Origin of the sequence: Rhodoferax sp. (genome assembly GCF_034519335.1) — a bacterium.
In the GTDB taxonomy this organism is placed as follows: Bacteria; Pseudomonadota; Gammaproteobacteria; order Burkholderiales; family Burkholderiaceae_C; genus Allorhodoferax.
Genome location: NZ_JAXHOL010000040.1, coordinates 36,723 through 60,876 on the forward strand (window position 1 = coordinate 36,723; position 24,154 = coordinate 60,876).

General features: G+C 63.6%; 23 protein-coding genes and 1 pseudogene. 16 read left to right on the forward strand and 8 right to left on the reverse strand.

All coding sequences use genetic code 11. From position 1 onward, the window contains the following. Nucleotides 1-121 precede the first annotated feature (121 nt). The 11 genes and pseudogenes from U5O12_RS17890 to U5O12_RS17940 all read left to right on the forward strand — a co-directional run bounded on the left by U5O12_RS17890 (nt 122) and on the right by U5O12_RS17940 (nt 11,518). Complete coding sequence (locus U5O12_RS17890; protein ID WP_322579958.1) at nt 122-1,174, forward strand: ornithine cyclodeaminase; 1,053 nt, start codon at nt 122-124, stop codon at nt 1,172-1,174. Next, complete coding sequence (locus tag U5O12_RS17895) at nt 1,171-1,755, forward strand: arginase family protein (RefSeq protein ID WP_322579959.1); 585 nt, start codon at nt 1,171-1,173, stop codon at nt 1,753-1,755. The genes U5O12_RS17890 and U5O12_RS17895 overlap by 4 nt, the downstream gene beginning before the upstream one ends. Beyond that, the gene (locus U5O12_RS17900) at nt 1,727-2,050 is read left to right on the forward strand and encodes an arginase family protein (protein WP_322579960.1); all 324 of its coding nucleotides are present in this window, start codon (nt 1,727-1,729) and stop codon (nt 2,048-2,050) included. Before U5O12_RS17895 ends, U5O12_RS17900 begins: the two co-directional genes overlap by 29 nt. Nucleotides 2,051-2,090: 40 nt before the next feature. Beyond that, nucleotides 2,091-3,191 (forward strand): DNA polymerase III subunit delta, encoded by a 1,101-nt coding sequence (gene holA / locus U5O12_RS17905; RefSeq protein ID WP_322579961.1) that lies wholly within the window; start codon nt 2,091-2,093, stop codon nt 3,189-3,191. Between the two features lie 17 nt (nt 3,192-3,208). Next, the gene (locus U5O12_RS17910) at nt 3,209-3,769 is read left to right on the forward strand and encodes a hypothetical protein (protein WP_322579962.1); all 561 of its coding nucleotides are present in this window, start codon (nt 3,209-3,211) and stop codon (nt 3,767-3,769) included. 21 nt (nt 3,770-3,790) lie between these two features. After that, nucleotides 3,791-5,113 (forward strand): glutamate-5-semialdehyde dehydrogenase, encoded by a 1,323-nt coding sequence (locus U5O12_RS17915; protein WP_322579963.1) that lies wholly within the window; start codon nt 3,791-3,793, stop codon nt 5,111-5,113. 118 nt (nt 5,114-5,231) lie between these two features. After that, on the forward strand, nt 5,232-6,518 hold the full coding sequence (gene gshA / locus U5O12_RS17920) for a glutamate--cysteine ligase (protein WP_322579964.1): 1,287 nt from the start codon (nt 5,232-5,234) through the stop codon (nt 6,516-6,518). Nucleotides 6,519-6,678: 160 nt separating this feature from the next. Beyond that, nucleotides 6,679-8,547: a potassium transporter Kup gene (locus U5O12_RS17925; RefSeq protein ID WP_322579965.1), complete on the forward strand. Its 1,869-nt coding sequence runs from the start codon at nt 6,679-6,681 to the stop codon at nt 8,545-8,547. Nucleotides 8,548-8,590: 43 nt separating this feature from the next. Then, nucleotides 8,591-9,804: pseudogene (locus tag U5O12_RS17930) on the forward strand (benzoate/H(+) symporter BenE family transporter). A gap of 29 nt (nt 9,805-9,833) precedes the next feature. Continuing rightward, nucleotides 9,834-10,787, forward strand: coding sequence for a glutathione synthase (gene gshB, locus U5O12_RS17935; protein WP_322579966.1), 954 nt, complete (start codon nt 9,834-9,836; stop codon nt 10,785-10,787). A gap of 170 nt (nt 10,788-10,957) precedes the next feature. Beyond that, the gene (locus tag U5O12_RS17940; protein ID WP_322579967.1) at nt 10,958-11,518 is read left to right on the forward strand and encodes a PKD domain-containing protein; all 561 of its coding nucleotides are present in this window, start codon (nt 10,958-10,960) and stop codon (nt 11,516-11,518) included. Nucleotides 11,519-11,636: 118 nt separating this feature from the next. On the opposite strand, the gene U5O12_RS17945 is transcribed toward U5O12_RS17940, so the two are convergent. Together U5O12_RS17945 and U5O12_RS17950 are read right to left on the reverse strand one after the other, a co-directional pair. After that, nucleotides 11,637-12,548, reverse strand: a complete 912-nt coding sequence (locus U5O12_RS17945; protein WP_322579968.1) for a class II glutamine amidotransferase — start codon at nt 12,546-12,548, stop codon at nt 11,637-11,639. A 63-nt stretch (nt 12,549-12,611) separates the two neighbouring features. Further along, nucleotides 12,612-12,803, reverse strand: coding sequence for a 4-oxalocrotonate tautomerase (locus U5O12_RS17950; RefSeq protein ID WP_322579969.1), 192 nt, complete (start codon nt 12,801-12,803; stop codon nt 12,612-12,614). 73 nt (nt 12,804-12,876) lie between these two features. Here U5O12_RS17950 and U5O12_RS17955 point away from each other — a divergent pair, with 73 nt between their 5' ends. The 4 genes from U5O12_RS17955 (at nt 12,877) to U5O12_RS17970 (ending at nt 17,048) form a co-directional block, all read left to right on the forward strand. Next, nucleotides 12,877-14,379 (forward strand): ArnT family glycosyltransferase, encoded by a 1,503-nt coding sequence (locus tag U5O12_RS17955; RefSeq protein WP_322579970.1) that lies wholly within the window; start codon nt 12,877-12,879, stop codon nt 14,377-14,379. Between the two features lie 12 nt (nt 14,380-14,391). Further along, complete coding sequence (locus U5O12_RS17960) at nt 14,392-15,207, forward strand: phosphatase PAP2 family protein (RefSeq protein ID WP_322579971.1); 816 nt, start codon at nt 14,392-14,394, stop codon at nt 15,205-15,207. A 276-nt stretch (nt 15,208-15,483) separates the two neighbouring features. Further along, nucleotides 15,484-16,443: a TerC family protein gene (locus tag U5O12_RS17965; RefSeq protein ID WP_322579972.1), complete on the forward strand. Its 960-nt coding sequence runs from the start codon at nt 15,484-15,486 to the stop codon at nt 16,441-16,443. Between the two features lie 2 nt (nt 16,444-16,445). Beyond that, the gene (locus U5O12_RS17970; RefSeq protein ID WP_322579973.1) at nt 16,446-17,048 is read left to right on the forward strand and encodes an exopolysaccharide biosynthesis protein; all 603 of its coding nucleotides are present in this window, start codon (nt 16,446-16,448) and stop codon (nt 17,046-17,048) included. Here U5O12_RS17970 and U5O12_RS17975 read toward each other — a convergent pair. Continuing rightward, nucleotides 17,045-17,869 (reverse strand): Rossmann-like and DUF2520 domain-containing protein, encoded by an 825-nt coding sequence (locus tag U5O12_RS17975; RefSeq protein WP_322579974.1) that lies wholly within the window; start codon nt 17,867-17,869, stop codon nt 17,045-17,047. The two genes, U5O12_RS17970 and U5O12_RS17975, sit on opposite strands and share 4 nt — an antisense overlap. Before the next feature lie 45 nt (nt 17,870-17,914). Between U5O12_RS17975 and U5O12_RS17980 the strand changes: the two genes are divergently transcribed. Further along, nucleotides 17,915-18,769, forward strand: a complete 855-nt coding sequence (locus U5O12_RS17980) for an NAD(P)-dependent oxidoreductase (protein WP_322579975.1) — start codon at nt 17,915-17,917, stop codon at nt 18,767-18,769. On the opposite strand, the gene U5O12_RS17985 is transcribed toward U5O12_RS17980, so the two are convergent. From U5O12_RS17985 to U5O12_RS18005, 5 genes are all read right to left on the reverse strand, one after another. After that, nucleotides 18,750-19,403, reverse strand: a complete 654-nt coding sequence (locus U5O12_RS17985; RefSeq protein ID WP_322579976.1) for a phosphatase PAP2 family protein — start codon at nt 19,401-19,403, stop codon at nt 18,750-18,752. The two genes, U5O12_RS17980 and U5O12_RS17985, sit on opposite strands and share 20 nt — an antisense overlap. Before the next feature lie 8 nt (nt 19,404-19,411). Continuing rightward, a complete protein-coding gene (locus U5O12_RS17990) occupies nt 19,412-20,542 on the reverse strand; it encodes a serine/threonine protein kinase (RefSeq protein WP_322579977.1) in 1,131 nt (376 codons plus the stop codon). Between the two features lie 53 nt (nt 20,543-20,595). After that, the gene (locus U5O12_RS17995; protein ID WP_322579978.1) at nt 20,596-22,131 is read right to left on the reverse strand and encodes a bifunctional serine/threonine-protein kinase/universal stress protein; all 1,536 of its coding nucleotides are present in this window, start codon (nt 22,129-22,131) and stop codon (nt 20,596-20,598) included. Continuing rightward, complete coding sequence (locus tag U5O12_RS18000; protein WP_322579979.1) at nt 22,128-22,880, reverse strand: metallophosphoesterase family protein; 753 nt, start codon at nt 22,878-22,880, stop codon at nt 22,128-22,130. The genes U5O12_RS17995 and U5O12_RS18000 overlap by 4 nt, the downstream gene beginning before the upstream one ends. 118 nt (nt 22,881-22,998) lie before the next feature. Further along, on the reverse strand, nt 22,999-24,111 hold the full coding sequence (locus tag U5O12_RS18005) for a DUF2855 family protein (RefSeq protein WP_322579980.1): 1,113 nt from the start codon (nt 24,109-24,111) through the stop codon (nt 22,999-23,001). Nucleotides 24,112-24,154 lie beyond the last annotated feature (43 nt).

Sequence of the window (24,154 nt, forward strand, 5' to 3'; positions counted from 1 at the left end):
TTCGCTGCCAATGCTTCGGCGCTTACAGCGCCCACCCTCCGCCTAAACTTCTTGGTATGCCGGGCTGCCCATCAAGGCCTGCGGATTCCGCACCTCTCCCGGCCATCTGAGGAGATACGACATGACCCGCTATATCGACGTTCACGATATGCAGCAGTTGGTGCTGCAGCACGGCCTGGCGCCCATGATGTCCGAGATGGCCCAGACCATCCGTGAAGACTTTCTGCGCTGGGAAGACTTCGACAAATCCCCCCGCACCGCCAACCACAGCACCCATGGCGTGATCGAGTTGATGCCAGTGTCGGACAACGCGCTCTACGCCTTCAAGTACGTCAACGGTCACCCCAAGAACCCCCTCCGAGGTTTGTCCACCGTCATGGCCTTTGGTGTGCTGGCCGATGTGGCCACGGGCTACCCTGAGCTGCTGAGCGAACTCACCATCACCACCGCGCTGCGCACCGCAGCCACCTCTGCCATGGCAGCCAAGGTGCTGGCCCGCCCGGACAGCACCAGCATGGCCCTGATCGGCAATGGCTCGCAAAGCGAATTCCAGGCGATTGCCTTCATGACGCAGCTGGGCATCACCACGCTGCGCGTGTTTGATGTCGACCCCAAGGCCACCGACAAGCTGGTCGCCAACCTGCGGTCCTACACAGACTCCGGTGCGCTCACCATCGTGCGTTGCGCTTCCACGCGCGAGGCCGTACGCGGTGCCGACATCGTCACCACCGTTACCGCTGACAAAACCAATGCCACCATCCTGACCGCCGACATGATCGAGCCCGGCATGCATCTCAATGCGGTGGGCGGCGACTGCCCCGGCAAAACCGAGCTGCAGGCCGCGATCCTGCACCACGCCAAGGTGTTTGTGGAGTTCGAGCCGCAAACCCGCATCGAGGGGGAGCTGCAGCAAATGCCCGCCAACTTTGTGACACACCCCCTGTGGAAGGTACTGGCGGGTACCGACGTAGGCCGTGACAGTGCCGAGCAGGTCACGCTGTTTGACTCGGTAGGTTTCGCGCTGGAAGACCTGTCCGCCTTGCGTTATGTGCATGCCCTGTCGCAAAAGCTTGGCGTGGGCAGCGCGGTGCAGCTGGTGCCTGATTTGCCTGATCCCAAAGACCTGTTTGCTTGCGCTACCGCCGCACGCCCGGCCCTGCGCAAAGCCGCATGAGCACGTCCGTTCTGCACTTGGTAGGCGCCGCAGTGGGCGAGGGTGCCAGCGATGGCGGCTGCAAGTGGGGCGCCGCCGCGCTGCGCGAGCACGGTATTGCCCAGGCCTTGGCGGCCACAGGCCGCACCGTCACCTGGGGTGACACGGTGACCGCACAGCCCATCCTGGCCACCAGCCGGTTGAACGCCATCGAAGGCTTCTCCGAGCGCTTGGCAACAGCCGTGGCGCACGTGCTGCAGCTGAGCCACCAGCCGTTGGTGCTGGGCGGTGACCATTCCTGCGCTGTGGGCACCTGGAGCGCCGTGGCCGACCACCTGCGCCCGCAAGGTGCGCTGGGTCTGATTTGGATTGACGCCCACCTGGATGCTCACACACCTGAGACATCCGACAGCCAGGCCCCGCACGGAATGCCTGTGGCGGCGCTGCTCGGCCATGGCTCGGCCGGCATGACCGATGTGTTTGGCTGGCGCCACAAGCTGCGCCCGGAGCATCTGGTCATCATTGGCGCACGTAGTTACGAGCCGGCGGAAAAGGTAAGTGGGGTGGGTGTGTATGGAGCGCGGTTTTGCGGCCTGCTTTGACGAGGCCCGCACTCGTGTGCAGACCGGCACCGCGGGCTGGGGCATCAGCTTTGATCTGGATGGCCTGGACCCGCGTGATGCGCCGGGCACTGGCACGCCGGTGGAGCAGGGCATTCGCCTGGCCGATGCCCTGCGGGTGCTGGCGGGCTGCAGCCACGACCCAAAGTTTGTGGCGCTGGAGCTCACCGAATACAACCCGTTGCGCGACTTTGGTGGCCAAACCGCCCGGGCCGCGACGGACCTGGTCTGCGCGGTGTTGGCGCCGGGGGCTGCCGCGATGGAGCTGGCGGCCTGAACCCTGCGAAGGGGCGTGGGGGCCTTAAACTTGCCCTCCTATGCAACTCGCAGCGAACCAACTCAGCAATCACCTTCAGCGCGGGCTCAAGAGTCTGTACACGCTGCATGGAGATGAGCCGCTACTGCAGCAAGAGGCATTGGATGCGATTCGCGCCAACGCCCGCGCCAACGGCTACACAGAACGCACCTCGCACACCGTGGCCGGTGCCCATTTCGACTGGAGTGAGGTGCTGGCTGCGGGCGGTTCCCTGAGCCTGTTTGCCGACAAACAAATCGTCGAAATCCGCATTCCGAGTGGCAAACCTGGCAAAGACGGCAGTGTGGCCCTGCAACAGCTCGCCGAAGGCGCGCAGGGCAACGATTCCACGCTCACCATCGTTTTGCTGCCGCGCCTGGACAAGATGACCAAGTCCACGGCCTGGTTTGCTGCGCTGGATGCCAATGGCGTCACGCTGGAGGTGAGTCCCGTGGAGCGCAGCGCGCTACCCCAATGGATTGCCCAGCGCCTGGGCGCCCAGGGGCAGCGCGTGGAGGCGGGCGAAGAAGGCCAGCGCACGCTGCAATTCTTTGCCGACCGCGTGGAGGGCAATCTGCTGGCCGCGCACCAAGAGATTCAAAAACTGGGACTCCTGTTCCCCGCAGACGCGAACGGCGGCGTGCTGACCTTGGCACAGGTCGAAAGCGCGGTGCTCAATGTCGCGCGCTACGACGTGTTCAAGCTTAGTGAGGCTGTGCTGGCCGGACAGGCGGTGCGCGTGCAGCGCATGCTGGACGGCCTGCAGGCAGAAGGCGAGGCCGAAGTGCTGGTGCACTACACGCTGAGTGAAGATATTCGCGCCCTGAAACGCGTGAAAGACGCCATGGCCCAGGGGCGTCCCTTGCCCATGGCGCTGCGAGAGAACCGCATCTGGGGCGTGAAAGAGCGCCTGTTCGAACGTGTGCTGCCCAAGCTCTCGGAATCCAAACTGGCTGAACTGCTGCAATCTGCCCATGTGGTGGACGGCATTGTTAAAGGCCTGAAGCAACCCGACTGGCCCACCGCGGGCTGGCAGGCACTGCACCGGCTGGCGCTGCAGCTGTGTGGCTTGTGTGCTGCTGCGCCCAAGGCCCCGGCGGCCCCAGCCTACGTACGACGCTGAGCCTGCTCTGGAGCGTTATGCCTGACAGTCTTCCCATCCTGCGCCACCAGCCTAGGCATAGCCAGCTGTCGATTCGGCTCCATGCCCGGCTGGAGGGGGCTTGGCAGCCCATCGAGGCGCAGAGCTGGAATGCCAACGGCTTTTGTTTTTTTCACACACAAGCGCTGGCCGAGGGGCCTATGGCCTTCAAGCGCAGTCTGTTGCATTTTGACGGCGCGCTGGTGTGGTCCAGGGCCTGTCAGGACGCCCAGCTGGTGCTGGAGGTGCTACTCAACGAAGCCATTCATCAGCAGGCCGAACGCCTTCACGACCAGCCCGAGACCCGGCAGCGGCTGCTGCGACTCCTGCGGGTGCAGGATATGGTGGAGCCCAAGCAGCGTGTGCTGGCCGCCCTTGGTGTGCAGTTGTCGGCGGCCCAATGGCAGACGCGCGTGCAGGAGCGTTTGGCGCAGTCGGTGCTGCAGTCGGGTGTACGGGTGGACTCGCCTGTGTGGGCGGGTGTAGTGCAGGAAGCGATGGCACTGGGCGGTGTGGTGCAAGATTTGGAGCGGTGGTCCCGCACGCTGGGCGCGCCCTGAGCAATCTGCGAAAATCTCCTTATGAACGCGACCAACACCACCGAATACACCCTGGCCCTCGGTTCTCAAGCGAAAGTGGCTTCGGCCCTTATGGCGCGTGCGCCTGCAGCTACTAAAAACGTAGCGCTTCGGGCCTTGGCAAGGCTGCTGCGTGAAAATACGCAGGCCCTGCAGGTGGATAACGCCAAGGATATTGAGCGCGCCGTGGCCAACGGCTTGTCTGCCCCCATGGTGGACCGCCTCAAGCTCACGCCCAAGGTGCTGGAAACCTGTGCCGAAGGCTGTGAGCAGCTGGCGGCCATGGCGGACGTGATTGGTGAAATCATCGGCATGAAACAACAGCCCAGCGGGATCCGCGTGGGGCAAATGCGGGTGCCGATTGGCGTGTTTGGCATGATTTTCGAGAGCCGCCCGAATGTGACCATCGAGGCGGCCAGCCTCTCCATCAAGAGCGGCAACGCCTGCATCCTGCGCGGTGGCTCGGAGGCCATTGACTCCAACAAGGCGCTGGCCCGGCTGGTGCAGCAGGCGCTGCTGGAGGCTGGTTTGCCCGCCGACGCGGTGCAACTGGTGCAGACCACCGACCGCGAGGTGGTGGGCCAGCTCATCGCCATGCCGCAGTTCGTGGACGTGATCATTCCGCGCGGTGGCAAGGGCCTGATCGAGCGCATTAGCCGCGACGCCAAGGTGCCGGTCATCAAGCACCTGGACGGCAATTGCCACACCTATGTGGACGACCCCTGCGACATCGCCATGGCGGTCAAGGTGGCGGACAACGCCAAGACCAACAAATACAGCCCTTGCAATGCCACTGAAGGCCTGCTGGTGGCGCGCGGCGCAGCGGCCGAATTCCTGCCGTTGATTGGCGCGGTCTATGCGGCCAAGGGGGTGGAGATGCGCTGCGACCCAGAGGCGCTGGCGATTTTGAAGTCAAATCTGCCCCTGGCCCCCGTGGATGCTGCGCAAGCAGCTCCTGAATCAGTAGCAAAACTGGTGCCTGCCACCGAGCAGGACTGGTACGAGGAATACCTGGCCCCCATCGTCAGCGTGAAAGTGGTGGCGGGTGTGGACGAAGCCATTGCCCACATCAACCAGTACAGCAGCCACCACACGGACGCCATCTTGACCACCAACCACGTGCATGCCCAGAAGTTTCTGCGCGAGGTGGACTCGGCCAGCGTGATGGTGAATGCCAGCACGCGCTTTGCCGACGGGTTTGAGTACGGCTTGGGCGCCGAAATCGGCATCAGCACCGACAAATTCCACGCCCGCGGCCCGGTGGGCATTGAGGGACTGACCTCGCACAAGTACGTGGTACTCGGTGAAGGCGAAGTGCGCGGCTGAGCCGACTACTTGGGTCGCTGTTTTTTCTGGCGACGTGCGGCCAAGGACTTGAAATTTCGGGGAACTTCTCCACCTGATGGAGCCCCCTAGAATGGGCAGTCCTCTTTGAAAGCGCCGTATGGTTCCGCATCTCGTCACTGCCCTCACGGGCCCCATCAACGAACTCGAGCAACGGGTTCTGGACTCCATGCCCGCCATCGAGCGCTGGTTCCGTCTGGAGTGGATGGAGCACACACCGCCCTTCTACACCGCGGTCGATGTGCGCAACGCCGGCTTCAAGCTGGCGCCGGTGGACACCAACTTTTACCCAGGCGGCTGGAACAACCTGACGCCCGCCATGCTGCCGCTGGCGGTACAGGCTGCGCAGGCTGCCATTGAGAAGATTTGCCCCGAGGCCCGCAACCTGCTGATCGTGCCCGAGAACAATGCCCGCGGTACCTTCCACCTGAGCAACCTGGCCCAGATGCGTCGCATCTTCCACATGGCCGGGCTCAATGTGCGCATTGGCTCCATCAGCCCGGAGGTCAAGAAAAGCACCACCATCGAGTTGCCGGGTGGCGAGTCCATCACCATCGAGCCCGTCATCCGCACCAAGGGCCGCTTGGGTGTCAAGGACTTTGACCCCTGCACCATCCTGCTCAACAACGATTTGCGCGCCGGTGTGCCCGGCATTCTGGAAGAGGTGAATGAGCAGTACCTGCTGCCTCCGCTGCACGCGAGCTGGACGACGCGGCGCAAGAGCACGCACTTCAAGGCCTACGAGGAAGTGGCCAAGCGTTTTGGCAAGCTCATTGGTGTGGACCCTTGGCTCATCAACCCCATGTTTGACAAGTACGGTGTGGTGGACTTGGTCACGCCTGCTGGCATTGATGCCTTGGTGCAACGGGTCGATGCCATGCTCACCAAGGTCAAGAAGAAGTACAAGGAATACGGCATCAAGGAGCGGCCGTTCGTGGTCATCAAGGCCGACAACCGCACCAGCGGTAACGCCATTCTCTCGGTGCGCGACACCAAGGACCTGGAAACCAAGCTGCGCAAGATGGGGGCCGGCCTTGACGCCGCACCGGCACCGCTGGAGCTGATCTTGCAAGAAGGCGTGTTGACCAACGAGCGCGTGAACGACGCCGTGGCGGAACCTGTGGTCTACCTGATGGACCGTTACGTGGTGGGCGGCTTCTACCGCATGCACGCCGAGCGTGGCGAGGATGAAAACCTCAGTGCGCCCGGCTCTGCCTATGTGCCATTGGCGTTTGCCGAGAGTACGCACTTACCTCAGCCCGGTGTGCGCCCCGGTGCAAGCGCTCCCAACCGCTTCTACATGTACGGTGTCATTGGCCGCTTGGCCATGCTGGCCGGCAGCTACGAGCTGGAAGCCACCGACCCCGACGCAGAACGCTACGACTGAGGCGCGTCAACCCAGTGTTGCAGCCGAGTTGCTGCGCTGCAACACGGCTCCAAATTCCGCGCAATTTGCAGATTTGTGGCTTGCAGCCTGAAGCGCCAGGAGCAAAATAGCGGTCCCTTCAGGAATGGAACCCGGCGGCCCCCGAGCGCCGGGTGATCTCGTGTCAGCATCAAAATCGTCTCTTGCGGCGCTCACCCTGGGCGCCATCGGCGTGGTCTACGGCGACATTGGCACCAGCGTGCTGTACGCCATGAAAGAAGTGTTTGGCTCCGGCCACGTGCCTTTCACCCCCGACAACGTCTACGGCATCCTCTCCATCTTCTTCTGGACCCTCACGGTCATCGTCTCCATCAAATATGTGGTGCTGGTGCTGCGGGCCGACAACCACGGCGAGGGCGGCCTGGTGGCCATGCTGGCGCTGGCCTCACAGTCGGTGAAAGACCGGCCCGAGCTGCGCCGCGTCTTGCTCATCATTGGTATTTTTGGCACTTGCCTGTTTTACGGGGATGGCGTCATTACCCCGGCCATTTCGGTGCTGTCGGCCGTCGAAGGTTTGGAGGTTATCTCGCCCGCCTTCAAGCGGTATGTGATTCCCATCACACTGGTCATTCTGTTTGGCCTGTTTGCGGTGCAAAAGCGGGGTACGGCGGGCATCGGCAAGTTTTTTGGCCCCATTACCGTCGTGTGGTTTGCTGTGCTTGCGCTGCTGGGTGTGAGCCACATCGTGGACCACCCTGAGATTTTGTGGGCCATCAGCCCGCACTATGCGCTGGGCTTTATGTGGAACAACCCCGGCACCACGTTCATCATCCTGGGGGCTGTGGTGCTGTGTGTCACGGGCGCCGAGGCGCTGTATGCCGACCTGGGGCACTTCGGCAAAAAGCCGGTTCGCCTGGCCTGGTTTTCCGTGGTCATGCCAGCCCTTGTGATCAATTATTTTGGCCAGGGCGCCTTGTTGTTGGCCAACCCTGCCGCCGTCAAAAACCCTTTCTACATGATGGCGCCCGACTGGGCCTTGCTGCCCCTGGTGGGCTTGGCCACCATGGCGACGGTAATTGCCTCGCAGGCCTTGATCTCCGGGGCGTTTTCGGTCACCAAACAGGTGATTCAACTGGGGTATTTGCCTCGCCTGCAGATCGAGCACACCAGTGTCAAAGATACCGGCCAAATCTACATGCCCTTTGTGAACTGGGGCCTGTTTGTGGCCATCGTGCTCGCGGTGGTGATGTTCAAGTCGTCCAGCAACCTGGCGGCGGCTTATGGCATTGCGGTGTGTACCGATATGCTGATTACCACCATCCTCACCTTCTACGTCATCCGCCACGGCTGGAAGTACCCGTTGTGGCTCTGCATTGTTGCTACCGGATTCTTCTTCATCGTCGACTTTGCGTTCTGGGCGTCCAACTTGCTCAAGCTGTTTGACGGCGGCTGGTTTCCGCTGGCCATTGGGGGGGCGGTGTTCACCCTGATGATGACCTGGAAGGACGGCCGGCGCCTGCTCAACGACAAGCTGCGTGCCGACGCACTGGACCTGCCGAGTTTTCTGGAGGCAGTGTTTGTGAGCCCCCCGGCGCGCGTGGAAGGTACCGCGGTGTTCCTCACCTCCGAGATGGGCACCGTGCCCAATGCGCTGCTGCACAACCTCAAACACAACAAGGTGCTGCACACCAGCAACCTGTTCGTCACGGTGAAGAACCACGAGGTGCCCTGGATCGGGCTGGACAAACGCCTGCAGATCGACTCCCTGGGCCACGACTGCTGGCAGGTGGTGATCCACTACGGATTCAAGAATGACCCCGACATCCCCAAGGCGCTGGAACAGATCAAGGGCCGTGGCTGCGACCTGGACCCGATGAGCACCAGCTACTTCTTGTCGCGTGACACCGTGGTGCCCACGTTGGGCGAGGGCATGGCGCCCTGGCGCGAGAAACTGTTCGCGCAAATGCACCACAATGCCAGCGCGGCGGCGGACTTCCTCAACCTGCCGAACAACTCGGTGGTGGAGCTAGGCTCCAAAATCGAAATCTAAATCTCTTGGGGCCGCGCAGCGGCCCCATTTCTTTGTGCCTGCCATGCATTTTTTCAAAGACCTGAGTCTCTCGGCCTTCACGGCCGGTTTTGTGGCGGTGCTGGTGGGTTTCACCAGTTCGGTCGCCATCGTTTTCCAGGCCGCGCTGGCGCTGGGCGCCACACCGGCCATGGTGGCCTCGTGGATGTGGGCGCTGGGCATTGGCATGGGCCTGTGCTCGCTCATTCCCTCGTTGTGGCTCAAAAAGCCGGTCATGGTGGCCTGGAGCACACCGGGTGCTGCAGTGCTGGCCACCGCAGCCACGGCTGGTGGCTTTGGCATGGCCGAGGGCGTGGGCGCCTTCATCCTGTGCGCCGTGCTGATCACCGTGGCGGGCGCCACGGGCTGGTTTGAGAGGGTGATGAACCGCATTCCGCTGGCGCTGGCCTCGGCCTTGCTGGCGGGGGTGCTGGCGCGCTTTGGTTTGTCGGGGTTTGCCGCCGCGCAGACAGCGCTGCCTTTGGTGGTGCTCATGCTGCTGACCTACTTGCTCGGCAAGCGCCTGGTGCCACGTTATGCGGTGCCGCTGACCTTGTTGGTTGCTATTATTTTCGTAGCTGCTCGCGCAGAATTCACGGGGGCTGAGATCCAATTTGGCTTGACAATGCCAGTCTGGGTCACGCCCAGCTTTTCCCTGGCCGCCTTCATCAGCATGTCTCTGCCGCTGTTTGTGGTCACCATGGCTTCGCAAAACCTGCCCGGTGTGGCGGCCATCCGGGCGGCGGGCTATGCCGACCGCCGCTCCGAGGGGGCGACGCCGGCATCCCCATCTCCAAAGTCATCACCCTTACCGGGCTGGTTACGCTGGTGCTGGCGCCGTTTGGTGCGTTTGCACTTAACCTCAGCGCCATCACCGCCGCCATCTGCATGGGGCCGGAGGCGCACAGCAACCCGGCGCGGCGCTACACCGCTGCGGCCTCGTGCGGTCTCATCTATGTGGTCATTGGCCTGTTCGGCGCGGCCATCACCGGTGTTTTGACTGCCTTTCCCAAGGAGCTGGTGGCCGCTATTGCGGGGCTGGCATTGCTGGGCACCATTGGTGGTGCGCTCAACGCCGCGCTCAAGGACGACACCCATCGTGAAGCCGCGCTCATCACTTTTCTGGTCACGCTCAGCGGGGTCGTAATAGCCGGAGTCGGCTCGGCCTTTTGGGGGGTGGTCGCAGGCGGGCTTGCGCTTTTGGTGCAACACTACGGCCGCAAGCCTGCGGGTACCTGAGCCGCAGCCCCTGACCGAGAAAGAACCCCATGGACATTCTGTTTGTTGCCGACCCGCTGGAATCCTTCAAGATTTACAAGGACACCACTTTTTCCATGATGCGCGAGGCGCAGAAGCGCGGCCACCGCATCATTGCCTGCGAGCCACGCGACTTGGTGTGGCAGCGCGGTGGGGTGGTGCAGGCCGCGGTGCGGCGCATCACGCTCACGGGCCATGCGGATGCCTGGTTCACCGAGGCCGAGCCGGCCACCGTGGCGCTGAAAGTTTTTGACGCCATCGTCATGCGCAAGGACCCGCCGTTCGACAGCGAATTTTTTTACGCCACTCACCTGCTGGAGCAGGCCGAGCGCGAAGGTGCCAAGGTTTTCAACAAGCCACGCGCCCTGCGCGACCACCCCGAGAAGCTGGCGATTCTGGAGTTTCCCGAGTTCATTGGCCCCACCCTGGTCACCCGTGATGCGGCCGCGGTGCGCGCCTTCCACGCCGAGCACCGCGACATCATCTTGAAGCCGCTGGACGGCATGGGCGGCATGGGCATCTTCCGCGTGAAAGACGATGGACTGAATCTGGGTGGCATCATCGAGACGCTGAACAAGGACGGCGCCCAGACCCTGATGGTGCAGAAGTTCCTGCCCGCCATCAAGGACGGCGACAAACGTGTGCTGGTGATTGGTGGCAAGCCTGCGCCCTACTGCCTGGCCCGCATTCCGCAGGGCGGCGAGGTGCGTGGCAACCTGGCGGCGGGCGGCAAGGGAGTGGCCCTGCCGCTGAGCGACGATGACCGCCGCATAGCTGAAGCGCTGGGGCCTGTCTTGGCGGCACGTGGTCTGCTGCTGGTGGGGCTGGACGTGATTGGCGACAGCCTCACCGAAATCAACGTCACCAGCCCAACCTGCTTCCAGGAAATCACTGACCAGACCGGGTTTGACGTGCCCGCCATGTTTGTGGACGCGCTCGAAGCTGCGGTGGCCGCAGGGCGTTAGTCAGCACCCTCTGGGGGCGCACACCCTCGCGGCAAAGTTCACACATTGCCGCTTTATTGCGGCAGATCAGGGCCAGCCCTGTGTTGCGCTGCTGCCAACGGCGCACAATGGCTCTGCGTGGTCCGCTGCCACGCTTGGAGCAGCGGCACGAAACAACGGAGAGACATCCCATGACAACACGCATGCAATACGCCGCCCTGCTCGCTGCCGGTCTGCTGGCCGGAGCGGCCCACGCCCAGGTGCTGGGCACCATCACAGCCTCCAGCACCACGGTGAAGGTCGGCGAGCCCGTCACCATCACCGCCAACATCGATGTGCTGAACTCCAACTACTGCGGTTTCGTGGTGGGTTTTGGCGATGGCACCTTCAAAGACGCGGTCAGCGACGTGAGCACCCCAGTGCCCCTGGTGGTGACCCGTACATATGACAAACCCGGCTCCTACCACGTGACCCTGGGCGGCAAAAATGTGCAAAACCACCCCAACTGCGGTGGCCCCGAGCGCGCGGTTGACATCACCGTGACCGGTGTGGCCAAGGCGGCTGCACCTGCCAAGCCCGGCGATGTGTGCGTGAAGCCCTGGAAGCTGTCCGGCAAGCTCAACGCCAAGACCGGCGCCTTCACCTGTGCAGCCAAAGCCGGAACCGCATTGCCCGCCGAAAAACCGACATGCAAGGGTGATCTGAGCTATTTTGAAAACGTGAAAAAAGGCCAGTACGGCTGCAAGCCCTGAGGAGGTCAGCCCTCCCGCGCAGCGGCAGAGCGCGGGGGCCTAGGAGGGGGACGGGCAATTTGCCGCCGGGCCGCCCCAAGGCCTCTGGACCGCTTGGCGGCCAGCGGCGACAGCCAAATTAGCCCCCTTGGGGGGCAGCGACCCGCACAGCGGCGGAGCGTGGGGGCATATGTCGGGCCGCCTCTTCGGCTTCGCGCTGGGCCGCAGCAGCGGCAGCCGCTGCAATCAGCGTGGCTTTGCACACAGCGCGGGTCAGGGGTTGGCCGTCTACAAAGGCATGTAATTCGCCTGCTTCCATGGCGACCCAGGCTTCGTTGGTGGTGAGTGGCTCTGTCACCACAATCACCAGACGATCGTCCGGGCCGTTCAGTTGCGATAGGTCTACCGTCACATCTTCATCCTTGAGCTGCACTTCGCTGAAGGGGTGCTGGCGCACCACGTAGCAGAGCTTGGTGCTGGCGTGGGCCCACAGGGCTTGGCCATTGCTGAGCAGGAAATTGAAGGTGCCGTGGCGGGCAATTTTGGGTACCAGCTCGGCCAAGGTGTGAGTGAGTTCCTCCACACTGGGCACGGTCGCGTGGGACTTGTTGAGCTCCTGCAGCAGCCAGCAAAATGCCAGTTCGCTGTCGGTGCTGCCCACGGGTTTGAAGCTGCCATGCAGCGGTGGGTTGAATTCCTTGAGGTCGCCGTTGTGGGCAAACACCCAGTAGCGGCCCCACAGCTCGCGGGTGAAAGGGTGGCAGTTTTCCAGGGTGACTGCCCCCACCGTGGCCTTGCGCACATGAGCCACCACGTTGTGGCTCTTGATGGGGTAGGACTTGAGCATCTTCGCAATCGGCGAGGTGGATGCACTTTCCTTGTCCACAAAATGCCGCGCTGCCTTGCCGGGCAGGTCGCCTTCGCTCTCGAAGAAGGCGATGCCCCAGCCATCGGCATGGTGGTCGGTGCAGCCGCCGCGCTGCGAAAAGCCGGTAAAACTCAGCGTCAGGCTGGCCGGCAAATGGCTATTCATTCCAAGCAGTTGGCACATGAAAACAGTTTACTCCGGGGTGGTGGCAGGGGCTGACAAACGATAGACGGAATCAGCGTGCGCTTATGCGCGCGGTTCGCTCCAGAACTTGCCGCCTGTGGCCCAGTTGTCGCGTTTCACGTCGGTAATGATGATGTCGACCGCCTCGGGCGAGCAGCCCAGGGTTTCGACCGTGACGCGGGTCACTTCTTCTACCAGCTTTTTCTTTTGCTCCTGGGTACGGCCTTCCAGCAGTTCAACATGGTAGGTGGGCATGGGGTTCCTTGGTGTGGGGGGATAGAAGGGGCAGATTAGACTGCGGGGGTTTCCATTTTCCTCCGACTTTCCTTTGCAATTTTTGTTCCCGCTTTCTCAGCATGGCCGTGCCCACCGGGTCATGGCGTTGGTGTTTGGCCTGCATGCGGTGCTGGGAGCCTTGCTGGGCCTGTCGGTAGACGAGGCGCACTACCTGCTCTACGCCGCGCACCCCGCACTCAGCTACTTTGACCACCCACCATTGGTGGGCTGGGTTCAGTGGCCGCTGGTGGCGCTGGGTGCGCCCGTCGGCGTGCTGCGGTTGATTCCCGGTCTGTTGTGGCTGGCCACGGTGTGGGGTGTGTACCGCCTTACGCTGCGTCTGCTGGAGGGGCAGGCGCATGTACCACAGTCTGCCTTGGCGGCCGTGATGGTGCTGGCCCTGGCGCCCCTGCTGCATGTCCTGGGCATTGGCCTGTTACCCGATACCTTGCTGATGGCGCTGACCGTGGCCTTGATGCACCAGACCTGGACTCTGATGCAGCCCGGGGCTGCAGGGCGCACCGTTTCCTGGCTGGTAATGGGAGGGCTGCTGGGGCTCTCGGGGTTGGCGAAGTACACCGCTGTGTTCACCGCGCTGGCGGTGGCGCTGTGCATCGTGGGCGCCCAAGGCTGGGGCGTGCTGCGTCGCCCGGCTTTGTGGGCTGCAGTGGGCGTTGCGGCCCTGTTGATCACCCCCGTGCTGGTATGGAATGCGCAGAACCAATGGATCTCGTTCACCTACCAGCTGGCCCACGGCAAAGGCAGTGTGTGGCAAGCCAGCCATGTGCTGCGCTTTGTGCTAACCCAGCTGCTGGCGTTTGGCCCCCTGCTCTGGTGTGCTGTGGCGGGCTGGCGCCAAGCGGACCGGCGACAGCGGTCGCTGGTTTGGCTATTCGCCATACCTTTTGTCATTTTCACTTACATGGCCGGTGGCGGCACGGCGCTGCCGCACTGGACGGCCCCGTCCTGGGTGGCTTTGGCGCCTTTTGCTGGCATGGGGCTGGCAAGGCTGTGGCGAGGTTCAGCCCGATGGCTGCTGGCCGCACTGGGTCTGGCCCAGGCCTTGGTATGCGCCGGGCTGTTGGGCCTGATGGGCAGCGCGGGATGGCCAGTCGTAGCGGGTAGCGATGCCCCAGTGGCGCCCCAGCCCAACCCGTTTGCCGACCTGCATGGCTGGGACGTGGCTGGGCAGCGAGCAACCCGTTGGGCGGTGCAGCGTGGCTTGGACAGTGTGGCGGTACAGAACTGGACGCTGGGCAGCCGCCTGGGCTGGTATGCACGCCCCTTGCCGGTGCACGTTCTGGAAGACGGAGATTCCCAGTTCAAGCTTTGGGCTGGTGACCTCCCACAAGGCGGCGGCACGCTGCTGGTCGACTGGTCGTACATGGCCTACGACCCACCCGTGGGTGCGGAAGGGTTTGCTAGTTGCGCCTTGCTGGAAAGCCTTCCCTTGCAGCACGGGGGGCGGCCGTTAGCCAGCTTCCGGTTTTATGACTGCCGCGGCTGGTCCGGTGGTACGCCGCAGCCACGCCTTACACTCGCGCCCAATTCCTGAGACCTGTACCCGATGTTGCCACCCGCCACTACGTCCCATGCCCTTGCCACTCCGGTGTCCAGCCGCACCTGGTGGTGGCCGCTGGTGATCTTCATCGTCGGTACACCGCTGTGGCTGCAGTTGTGGGAGCCCGGGCTTTTTCTTGCCATTAACCAGTGGTGTGCGCCGGTAGCCGCCGAGTTTTGGACTGGCCTTTCACTGTTGGGAAATGGCTGGGGAATCTTGGCTGTTACGGCACCCCTGCTGGTGCTGGCCCCTCGGTTGATGGTGGCGTGGTTGTGCGCTGCGCCGTTTGCAGTGCTGTTTGCGCGCACCGGCAAGTTCTTCATTGAAAGCCCGCGCCCTGCCGCGGTGGTGGACAACGCGCAGATGCGCGTGGTGGGTGAGCTGCTGCACAACGTGTCCATGCCCTCGGGGCATACCCTCACCGCGTTTGCGGTGGCTTCGGCCATTTACTTTGCGCTGACAGTCGCCCAGCGTCGCCGTCACTGGTGGTTGTGGGTACTGGCGGCGGGGGCGGGCCTGTCGCGCATTGCCGTGGGCGCGCATTGGCCTGGGGATGTGGTGGTGGGCGCCAGCCTGGGGCTGCTATCCGGTTTGCTGGGGCATCAGGTGTGGATCCGTCTGCCGGAAAAACACTTGGGGCACTCCGCTTGGGGCGTGCGCCTGGCCGCGGTGCTGGTCGCGTTGGCTCTGTACCACCTGATCGCCGAAGACCTGGATTTTGCCGAAAACCACCAGACCCAAAGGGTGCTGGCAGTGGTCACTGCGGTCAGTTTGCTTCTGTATGCATGGCGCAGTGTGCGGCTTTGTTTTAAAGGAAAATAGGCTATTGAGGCCTGCGCAGTAAGCGCGGATAGCTATAAATTTAATAGCTAATGTCCCCAGGGCGTGGCAGGGCATATGACAATATTTCATTTTTTTCTGTCATGATCCACACACCTTTAGGGGAGTAGCAATCCCGGCGCGCAGGTGCCGGGTTTGCATGTTTCGTCAGTACGTCGCGGGTGGTTTCATCGCCCCGGCCGGAACATGCAGAGGCGCCATCCGGCGCTCTCCCGCAAGACCTACAGGGAATGTTTCAACCATTTCTGGGTCTTGCATATGCAAACAATCGCACCGCTGTGGCTATGGGCCACCTTCGTAGGCATCGTTCTGGTGTCACTCTTCGTGGACTTCGTCGTCCTCAAAAAACAGGGCGCCCATGACATCGGCGTCAAAGAAGCCCTCAACTGGTCCCTCATCTGGATCGCCTTGAGCTTCTTGTTCAACGGCCTGTTCTGGTGGGCAGTCAAAGACACCACCGGTTCGACCGAGATCGCGAACACCAAGTCACTGGAGTTCCTGACTGGCTACCTCATCGAGAAATCGCTGGCGGTGGACAACATCTTCGTGTTCCTGATGATCTTCACCTACTTTGCGGTGCCCACGCACTACCAGAAGCGGGTGCTGATGATCGGCATCATCGGTGCCATCGTGTTGCGCACCATCATGATTCTGGTGGGTGGCTGGTTGCTGGCCGAGTTCCACTGGATCCTGTACGTGTTCGGCGCTTTCCTGATCCTTACCGGCGTGAAGATGTGGTGGGCTGCCGGCCAGGAACCCAAGCTGGATGACAACCCTGCCCTGAAGCTGCTGCGCAAGATCTTGCCCGTGAGTAAGAACTACGATGGCGAGAATTTCTGGACCGTGGAAAACGGCAAGAAGATTGCCACACCTTTGTTCATGGTGATCTGCCTGGTGGCCCTGACGGACGTGATCTTTGCGGTGGACTCCATCCCCGCGATCTTTGCGATCACCAGCGACCCTTTCATCGTGCTGACCAGCAACGTGTTTGCGATCCTGGGTCTGCGTGCCATGTACTTCCTGTTGGCTGCCGTCGCCAACAAGTTCCGCTTGTTGAACTACGGCTTGGCTGTGATTCTGGTGTTCATCGGTACCAAGATGTGCCTGATTGATATCTACAAAATCCCGGTGGGCGTGTCCCTCGGTGTGGTGGTGGGCATTCTGGCGATCACCATGTGGCTGAGTGTGCGCTCCAGCAGCACGCGCAGCAGCACGTGACCATGAACCAGATGCAGGCCCAGCGCCTGCGGGCTGCAGCCGATACGCTGGAGGACCAGCCCATGCGCCTGCAGCAACTCTTCCGGCTGCATGGCCGGGGAGGGCCAGGGGCCTTGCTGGTGGTCTTGACCGTGCCGTGCCTGCTGCCTTTGCCGGGAGCAGGCACTTTGATGTCCATGGGTCTGGCGGCGCTGGCCTGGATGATCTGGCGATACTTTCCGCGGCTGGTCATGCCCCGCAGGGTGGGGCGCTTGCAGTTGTCGGCCCCCATGGCGCGCCGGGCCTTGCACACCCTGGCTTGGCTCTACGAGCAGGCTGCGCGGGTGATGCGGGCCCGCCTGCGCTGGTGGGTGCAGCCCGGCCACCGCGTCTGGCTGGCACCCTTGGTGGCTGCCATGGCGCTGGTGATTTTTTTGCCCATTCCGTTTGGCAATGTGGTGCCAGCGGTCGCCCTGCTGCTCATCGGACTGGGGCTGGTGTTTGAGGACGGCTTGGCACTGTTGGCCGGTGCAGCGCTGGGGTTTCTGCTGGTGATTACTTTGGCAGTCTTGGCCGTCAGCGGCGCCCAGTGGTTGCCGCAGGTATGGGCCGCTTGGCAGGCTTAGTAGGCATGCCCTGCCAAGCGCAGGGCCAGGGTGCTGAGTGCTCGGTAGGCGTCGCCACTGGGCGCATCCCACGCGTGGACGGTTGCGGCCTGCCGTTCAATGGCGGCCACATCGCCGCGCGCTGCGGGCCCGGTCAGGGCGCCCGCCGGCCCAAGGCGTGTGATGTTGTCCACCGCGTTGCGCAGCAAACTGGCGCGTAGCTGCGGCAGCAGGGCAGGCGGCACTCCGCTGCGCGCCCAGGCTGCCTCGGCCACCGACTGCAGCACCGGCAGAAAGTTGGTGGCAAACACCGCCGCTGCGTGGTACAGCACCTTGTCCTCCCCCGCCACCCGGAAGCACTGGCCACCAATGGCCTGGAAAGCGGTTTCCAGTGCCGTGCATGCGTCGGCATCTCCCTCGAGGGCACACGCGGTTCCCGCAAATTGCTGCACTGCCGCCTCGACCTCGGCAAAGCTCAGGATGCAATGTGCGCTGGCGGTGCGCCAACCCATGTCGGCCAGGGGCTGCAGGCTGCCAGCGTTCTGGGCGCCACTGCAATGAAAAACGATGGGGCCGGTCGCGCCTGTGTGGTGCGACGCGGCGAGGGTTGTGGCCACTGCCGCAATGTGCGCGTCCTGCACCGCCACCATCCACACATCGGCGGGGCGCATGTCCGCTGGCCGGGCCACGGCGTGACCGCTGCCGATGGCGACACAGGCCTGTTGTGCGCTTTCCAAGCTGCTGGTCAGCACATCCTGGATCTCGAAGCTGCCGTGGCGGGCCCACAGCATGGCCAGGGTGCGGCCGACGCGGCCGGCACCCACGAGGTTGAGGGTTGTCACTGAAAGGTTGCTCCCAAAAGGGCTCGGCGCCGCTACTATGGCACCATGAAAAAAATTCTGGTTACAGGCGGCACCGGTGCCGTCGGCAAATACATTGTGGACGATCTGGTGCAGCACGGGTACACGGTGGGTGTGCTGGACCTGGCGGCACCCGCGCGCAGCGACGTGACCCACCATGCCGTGGATGTGCTGCAGCTCGACGCCGTGCTGCAGGCCATGCAAGGCTACGAGGCGGTCGTGCATGTGGCCGGCATTCCGCACCCGCTCAACGATCCGGCCAAACGCGTGTTCGATGTCAATGTAAACGGCACCTTCAATGTGCTGGAAGCGGCGGCCCAGCTGGGCATTGGCAAGGTGGTGTTCACCTCCAGCGAATCGACGATGGGCTTTGCGTTCGCCACGCACCGGCTCGCGCCGCTCTTTATCCCCGTGGACGAAGCCCACCCCGCGCGCCCACAAGACCCCTATGGTCTGAGCAAAGTGGTGAGCGAGCAGATCTGCAAGACCTACACCGAGCGTTACGGCATGCGCACCGTGTGCCTGCGCATGCCCTGGGTCTGGTTGCCTGACGATGCGCAGCGCCCCTTCTACCGGACCCTGGTGGCAGAGTACGCCAACTGGTATAAAAATCTCTGGACCTTTGTGGATGCGCGCGATGTGGCCACGGCGCACCGCCTGGCGCTGGAGGTGGATCTGGACAACTCCCACGAGGCATTCTTCATTGCCGGCCCGCACAACTGGACCGGGCAAGATGGCCGTGCGTTGATGGCCGAGTTTTGGCCCGAAGTCACCCAGTTTGCGCCGGGTTTTGCGGGCACCGATCCACTCATCTCGCACGCCAAAGCGGCGCGCCTCTTGGGCTACGCGCCACGTTTCGGGGTCAAGGACGTGCTGGCTTAGGCAGCGCCGCCGGGGACTGGTGCAGCTGGTGCCGGGTGAAAGGCTGCACCTGCCCCGAGAGCCACAAGGCGATGCGTACCTCCAAGGCATGGGTGGGTAAATACGTGGCGGTCGACGTATGCAACGCCAGCACCAAGAGCAAGGGTGAGAAACGGGTGGCCCAGTGCGCCACCACCACGGTTTGCAAGCGCTGCACCACGGGCCAGCTGACCGCCAAACCCAGGAGCCATGCCGCCAGCACTTCGCTCACGCTGTGGGCGCCCACCATGACGCGCGACACGCCCACCACGAGGGCCAGGCCTACGCCCAGTGCAGGCCCCCAACGGTAAGCGCGGCTACCCGGCAGGCCGCGCAACAGCAAAGGCAGTACCGCGCTGGCCAGCAGGCCGTGGCCGCTGATACCTGTGAAATCCAGCGCCGCAATACCGATGCCCCAGCCATAAAACAGGCATTTGCTCACCACGGTGAGCAACACTGCGGCGGACATGGCCAGCACATAGTGGCGTGCCACGGCTCGCGCACCGCTGCGCCACAGGCCCCACACCAGCAGCCCAAAGGCTGGCAAAAGCAGGCTGGAGGAGCCCAGGTGCGTGATCAACCACCACACGGGCGCCACCTGGGGGGCGCTGGTCACATCCCCACTCATACGATCAACGGGTCTTCCTGCATGGCCTCACATTGGTCGTCCAGCATCTGGATCTGGCCCTTCCAGTAGTCGCTGCTGCCAAACCATGGAAAGTTGGCGGGAAAGGTCGGGTCGCTCCAGCGCCGGGCCAGCCAGGCACTGTAGTGGATCAGGCGCAGCGTGCGCAGCGGCTCGATCAGCGCCAGCTCGGCGCGGTCGAACTCGCGGAACTGCTCGTAGCCGTCCACCAGCATGCCCAGCTGGCGGGTGCGTTGCTGGCGATCACCACTGAGCAGCATCCACAGGTCTTGCACGGCGGGGCCGGTGCGCGCGTCGTCCAAGTCCACAAAGTGCGGTCCCGGGCCTGCGCTGGCGGCCACATCGGTTGGTGTCCAGAGGATGTTGCCGGGGTGGCAGTCGCCATGCAGGCGCAACTGGCGTATGCCGCTGGAATTTGACTTGTTTTGGCCTGTGGCGCCCGCCATGTCTGCGCGAGCAGCTATCAAATCAATAGCATTTTGGCAGGCGGTGGTCCAAGCACTTTGCACGTCCAGCGGCACCATGTGGTTGGCCAGCAGCCACTGCATGGGTTCGATGGCGAAAGTCTGCACGTCCAGCGCGGGTCGGTGCACAAAGGGGCGCTTGGCGCCCACGGCGTGGATACGCGCCAGAAAGCGGCCAATCCATTCCAGCACTTCGCCGTCGTCCAACTCCGGCGGGCGGCCACCGCGGCGTGGACTCACACTGAAGGCAAAGCCGCCAAAGTGGTGCAGCGTTCGTGGCCCCCACGCTCCGCCGCTGTGCGGGTCGCTGCCCCCCAGGGGGGGTAACTCGCCTTGGGGCGGCCTGGCGGCGAGTTGGCCGTCCAGCACCAGCGGCCCCACCACAGGAATTTCGGCTGCCATCAGCTCGGCCGCAAAGTCGTGCTCTTCTTGGATTTGTGCATCGCTCCAGCGTTCGGGCCGGTAAAACTTGGCCACCACCGGCGCGCCGTCTTCGAGGTGCACCTGGTAGACCCGGTTTTCGTACGACGACAAGGCGGTCAGGCGACCATCGCCGCGCAGGCCCACGCTGTCCAGCGCGTCCAGCACCAAGTCCGGGGTCAGGGATTCAAAGGGATGAAGGGCAGTGCCCGTGGTGCTGTGCATGCCCCGATTGTCGTCTGCGGGCTTGCCCCTTTTGGGCAGGTGGCTTAAGCCGTTTAACCCAATGGGCCAAGGTCATCGCCGTACAAAGGGGCGACGGGTGTTGTTGCCGTGTCTGCATCGGAGTCCGAGTAAGCATGGGCAAACGTTGCTGCAGGGGTTGACGCATTGCCCAGTTGTTCAAACGGCAGGCTTTGTTTCACCAGGATGACGGTGCAGGGGGCGTCCATGGCCACCTTGATGGGCACGGTGGCGACAAAGCGCTGCGTCTTCAGGCCGTGGGTGGCGGCCCCCATGACGATGACGCTGACGTGATTGCCACGCGCGTAGTCCAGCAGGGCTTGGGCCACATCGCCACTCTCAAGCACGTGGCACGAGGTTTGGTGGCCCGGGTGGTCCAGCGGCTGGGCCCACTGGCGCAGTGCGGTCAGGTAGCGGCGGTGCACATTGGTTTCGCTGCGGGCCTCATCTGACGCGCTGGTCTCACTGCTGGATATGACGGTGACGCAGGCCAGCCGCGCGCCGGGGCGGGTGCCCAGCGAACGGGCCACGGCCTGGCGCAGGCTGTACAGCGTGGTGTCACTCGCATCCTTGTGCGGCACTGCCACCATGACGATGGGGACTTCCTGCACCTGCTGGGCAGACGCCAGCGGGCTGGGCTGGTAGTGCATGCCCGCCGCCTTGAGCCAGCGCCTGAAGTGGGTGCGAAACGGCGTGCCCACAACATGGGTGCCGCGGTGGGTGACATGCACCTGGGTGGGGTGCATCAGGTCAAACGCAAGGTGGGCGGCCGAGGGGTAACGCTTGGCCGCTTCGGGCTCCAGGCAGCGCAGCACCACTTCCTGCAGCCAAGCTGGAATGTCCGGGCGTAGCTTGCGCGGTGGCGTGGAGTCCACCCACAGGCGCTGGCGCAGCCCGGCCGCCGTTTGTGGCGCGCCAAAGGGCAGTTCGCCGGTGCACAGCTGGTAGAGCATGACGCCGATGGCAAACACATCGCTGCGCGGGTCGCCGCGCACGCCCACCACCTGTTCGGGCGCGATCCAGCCGGGGGATCCCACCGCCTTGCGCAGCTGTTCGGCCAGCAGGTCGGGGTAGTGTGCGTGGCACGACAGGCCAAAGTCCAGCAGTACGGCACTGCCGTTCTCGCGCAGCAGCACGTTGGCGGGTTTCAGGTCCAGGTGCACGGTGTTTTGCTGGTGCAGAGCATGGGCGGCACGGGCGGTGGCAGCGCCCAGCTGGGTGATGGTCTCCACTGTCAGAGGCTGCGGGCCATCGAGCCAGTGTTGCAGCGTGTGGCCATGCACGTACTCCATCACCAGGTAGGGCGTGTATTGCAGGTCGCCCGCCGCCACAAAGCGCGGGGTGTGGCTGCCCTGCAGCACCTGCATGATCTGGCATTCCACCTCGAAGCTGACGATGTTTTCGGCCCCGTCGCCTGCGGTCATGCGGGGGATCTTCATGGCCATGGAAAAGCCGGGGCCGGGGCGGCCATCAGCGTACACCACGCGGTAGATATGGGCCATGCCCCCGGAGTGGATGCATTCCTCGATGGTGAATCCGTCCAGCGTCGCGCCGGGCTCCAGCAGTTTCATCGTCCCTCCTCCAGCCGGTTGGCAAAAAATTCGGGCAGGCCCGCGCGGCGAATAGCTGCGGCAGCGCTGTAGTGGTCGTAGAGCACGCGGTGAAAGGTGAGTTGCGCGCGCTCGGTGTCCAACACGGCGTACATGGCCTGTGGGTTGCCATCGCGCGGCTGCCCTACCGAGCCTACGGTGGCCAGCCACTGGCGGTGTTTGGGCACCGGCACAGCCACACCGGGCTGCGGGGTGAACTTCATCAGGCCATCGGTGGCACCCCGGTAGTACAGCGTTTGCAAGTGCACATGGCCGCCAAACACATACCGCACGCCGGGCCATTCGTTGGCTGCGTTCAGGCTGGCGGCGGCGGCGCGCTGGTCGTAGACATAGCGCCACAGCTCTGGGCCATCGGCGCTGGCGTGCACCAGCAGCACGCTATCCAGCTGCTGGGTAAAGGGAAGGGTGTCAATCCACAGGCGCTGCACGGGGCTGAGCTGCTGGTGGGTCCAGGTGGCAGTGCTGTCTCCCACGGTTTGGACCGTGGCGGGTGGGCGCACGGCCATGTCGTCGTGGTTGCCCTTGAGCACGATGGCGCCTTCTTCTGTGAGCAGCGAGACGCGCTCCACCACCTCGGCCGGGTTGGCGCCGTAGCCAACCAGATCGCCCAGAAAGGCAAAGCGCTGCACCTGCTGCGCACGGGCATGGGCGAGGCAGGCGTCCAGCGCCTGGATATTGCCGTGAATGTCCGACAGCAGGGCCAGTCTCATCAAGTCTCCGAGTTCAGGTTTGTGGGTCCACCATCATGCGCGATACGCCTGACGACAAGTTTGCAGGCGTGGGGTTTCCTAGCCTTGATGAAGGTCAAACTGGGCGGTGTTGCGGGTATCAGAGCGACAGTGTGTGGCCCGTGCGCGGGTCGCTCTGGCCCGCCAGGATGGCCGTGTACGCCGCCTGCACCGCCGCTGGCCCCGTGTGGTGCTGCACCTGCAGCCACGGTGCGGGCGGCTGCTGAACCCGTGCCACAAAGGCCTGCCAAGACTGCACCAGGCGCCGGTTCAGCTCGGCGCCACCCCATTCGCTGCTGCGCTTCTTGATTTGTGCGGGCGCAAAAAACAGCGTGGGGCGGGGGCCGGGCAGGTCCTTGCCACTGCCCAGTTCGGCCACATGCGTGCCGCCAATGGAGCTGCTGTAGACCAATGCCGTGCAATGCGTGTGCAGCGCCTTGCGAAACGCCGCGTTGCCCGCAAAGTCCACATAGATGGAGGGTGTGCCGGGGGCGACCTGGTCCAGCTGCGCATAGGTCAGCACCCGGTGGTACACGCCCAGGCTTTGGCAAAACGCCACATTGCGCTCCGAAGTGAGGCCCACCACCTCGATGCCCGCACGCTGCGCGAGCTGGAGGGCGGTGCCATAGGCGGTTTTGCTGGATGCGCTGGAGAGCAGGATGCAGGGCGTGCCAATGTCGCCTGCGCCAAACCAGGCGTTGTCGTCCAGAAAGTCGTCGATCAGCCAGGAGGTAATGAACAGCGGGCGCAGCAGGGCCTGCAGGTCTTCGGTGTCGGTGGTGTAAAACGGGTCGGTGGCGCAGCGGGTGTACTGGTTGTAGACCGCATGCAAGGGTGCGCGGTGGGGTGCCACATCGGACCAGCCTTGCGCGTGTACCTTGCCTGGTGTCAGGTCCAGCGCGCTGGCCATGGGAAAGTAACCGTACACGCGCTCGCCCACTGGCACCTCGGGGTGGCGGCTTTGCAGCACGGTGGCAAATCCCCAGACCGGAATGCGCCCCCACTGGTCGGCATCCGGCACGCCTTGCACCGGGAAGAACTGCCAGTACTGCATGGCCTCGCCAAAGGCGGCGTAGGTGATGTTGTTGGAGGTGAGCGCAAAGCGGTCAATGTGCACCCGCACGGCGCCATCGGCCAGCGCGTGCAGGGTGTGGGTGTGTAGCCGGGTCTGGCCGAGCTGGGCTTTGCGGATGAGCAGGGAGGTGGTGTCCATGCGCGGCACCATAAGACAAAAGGCCGGCCCCGCCAAGCGGGAC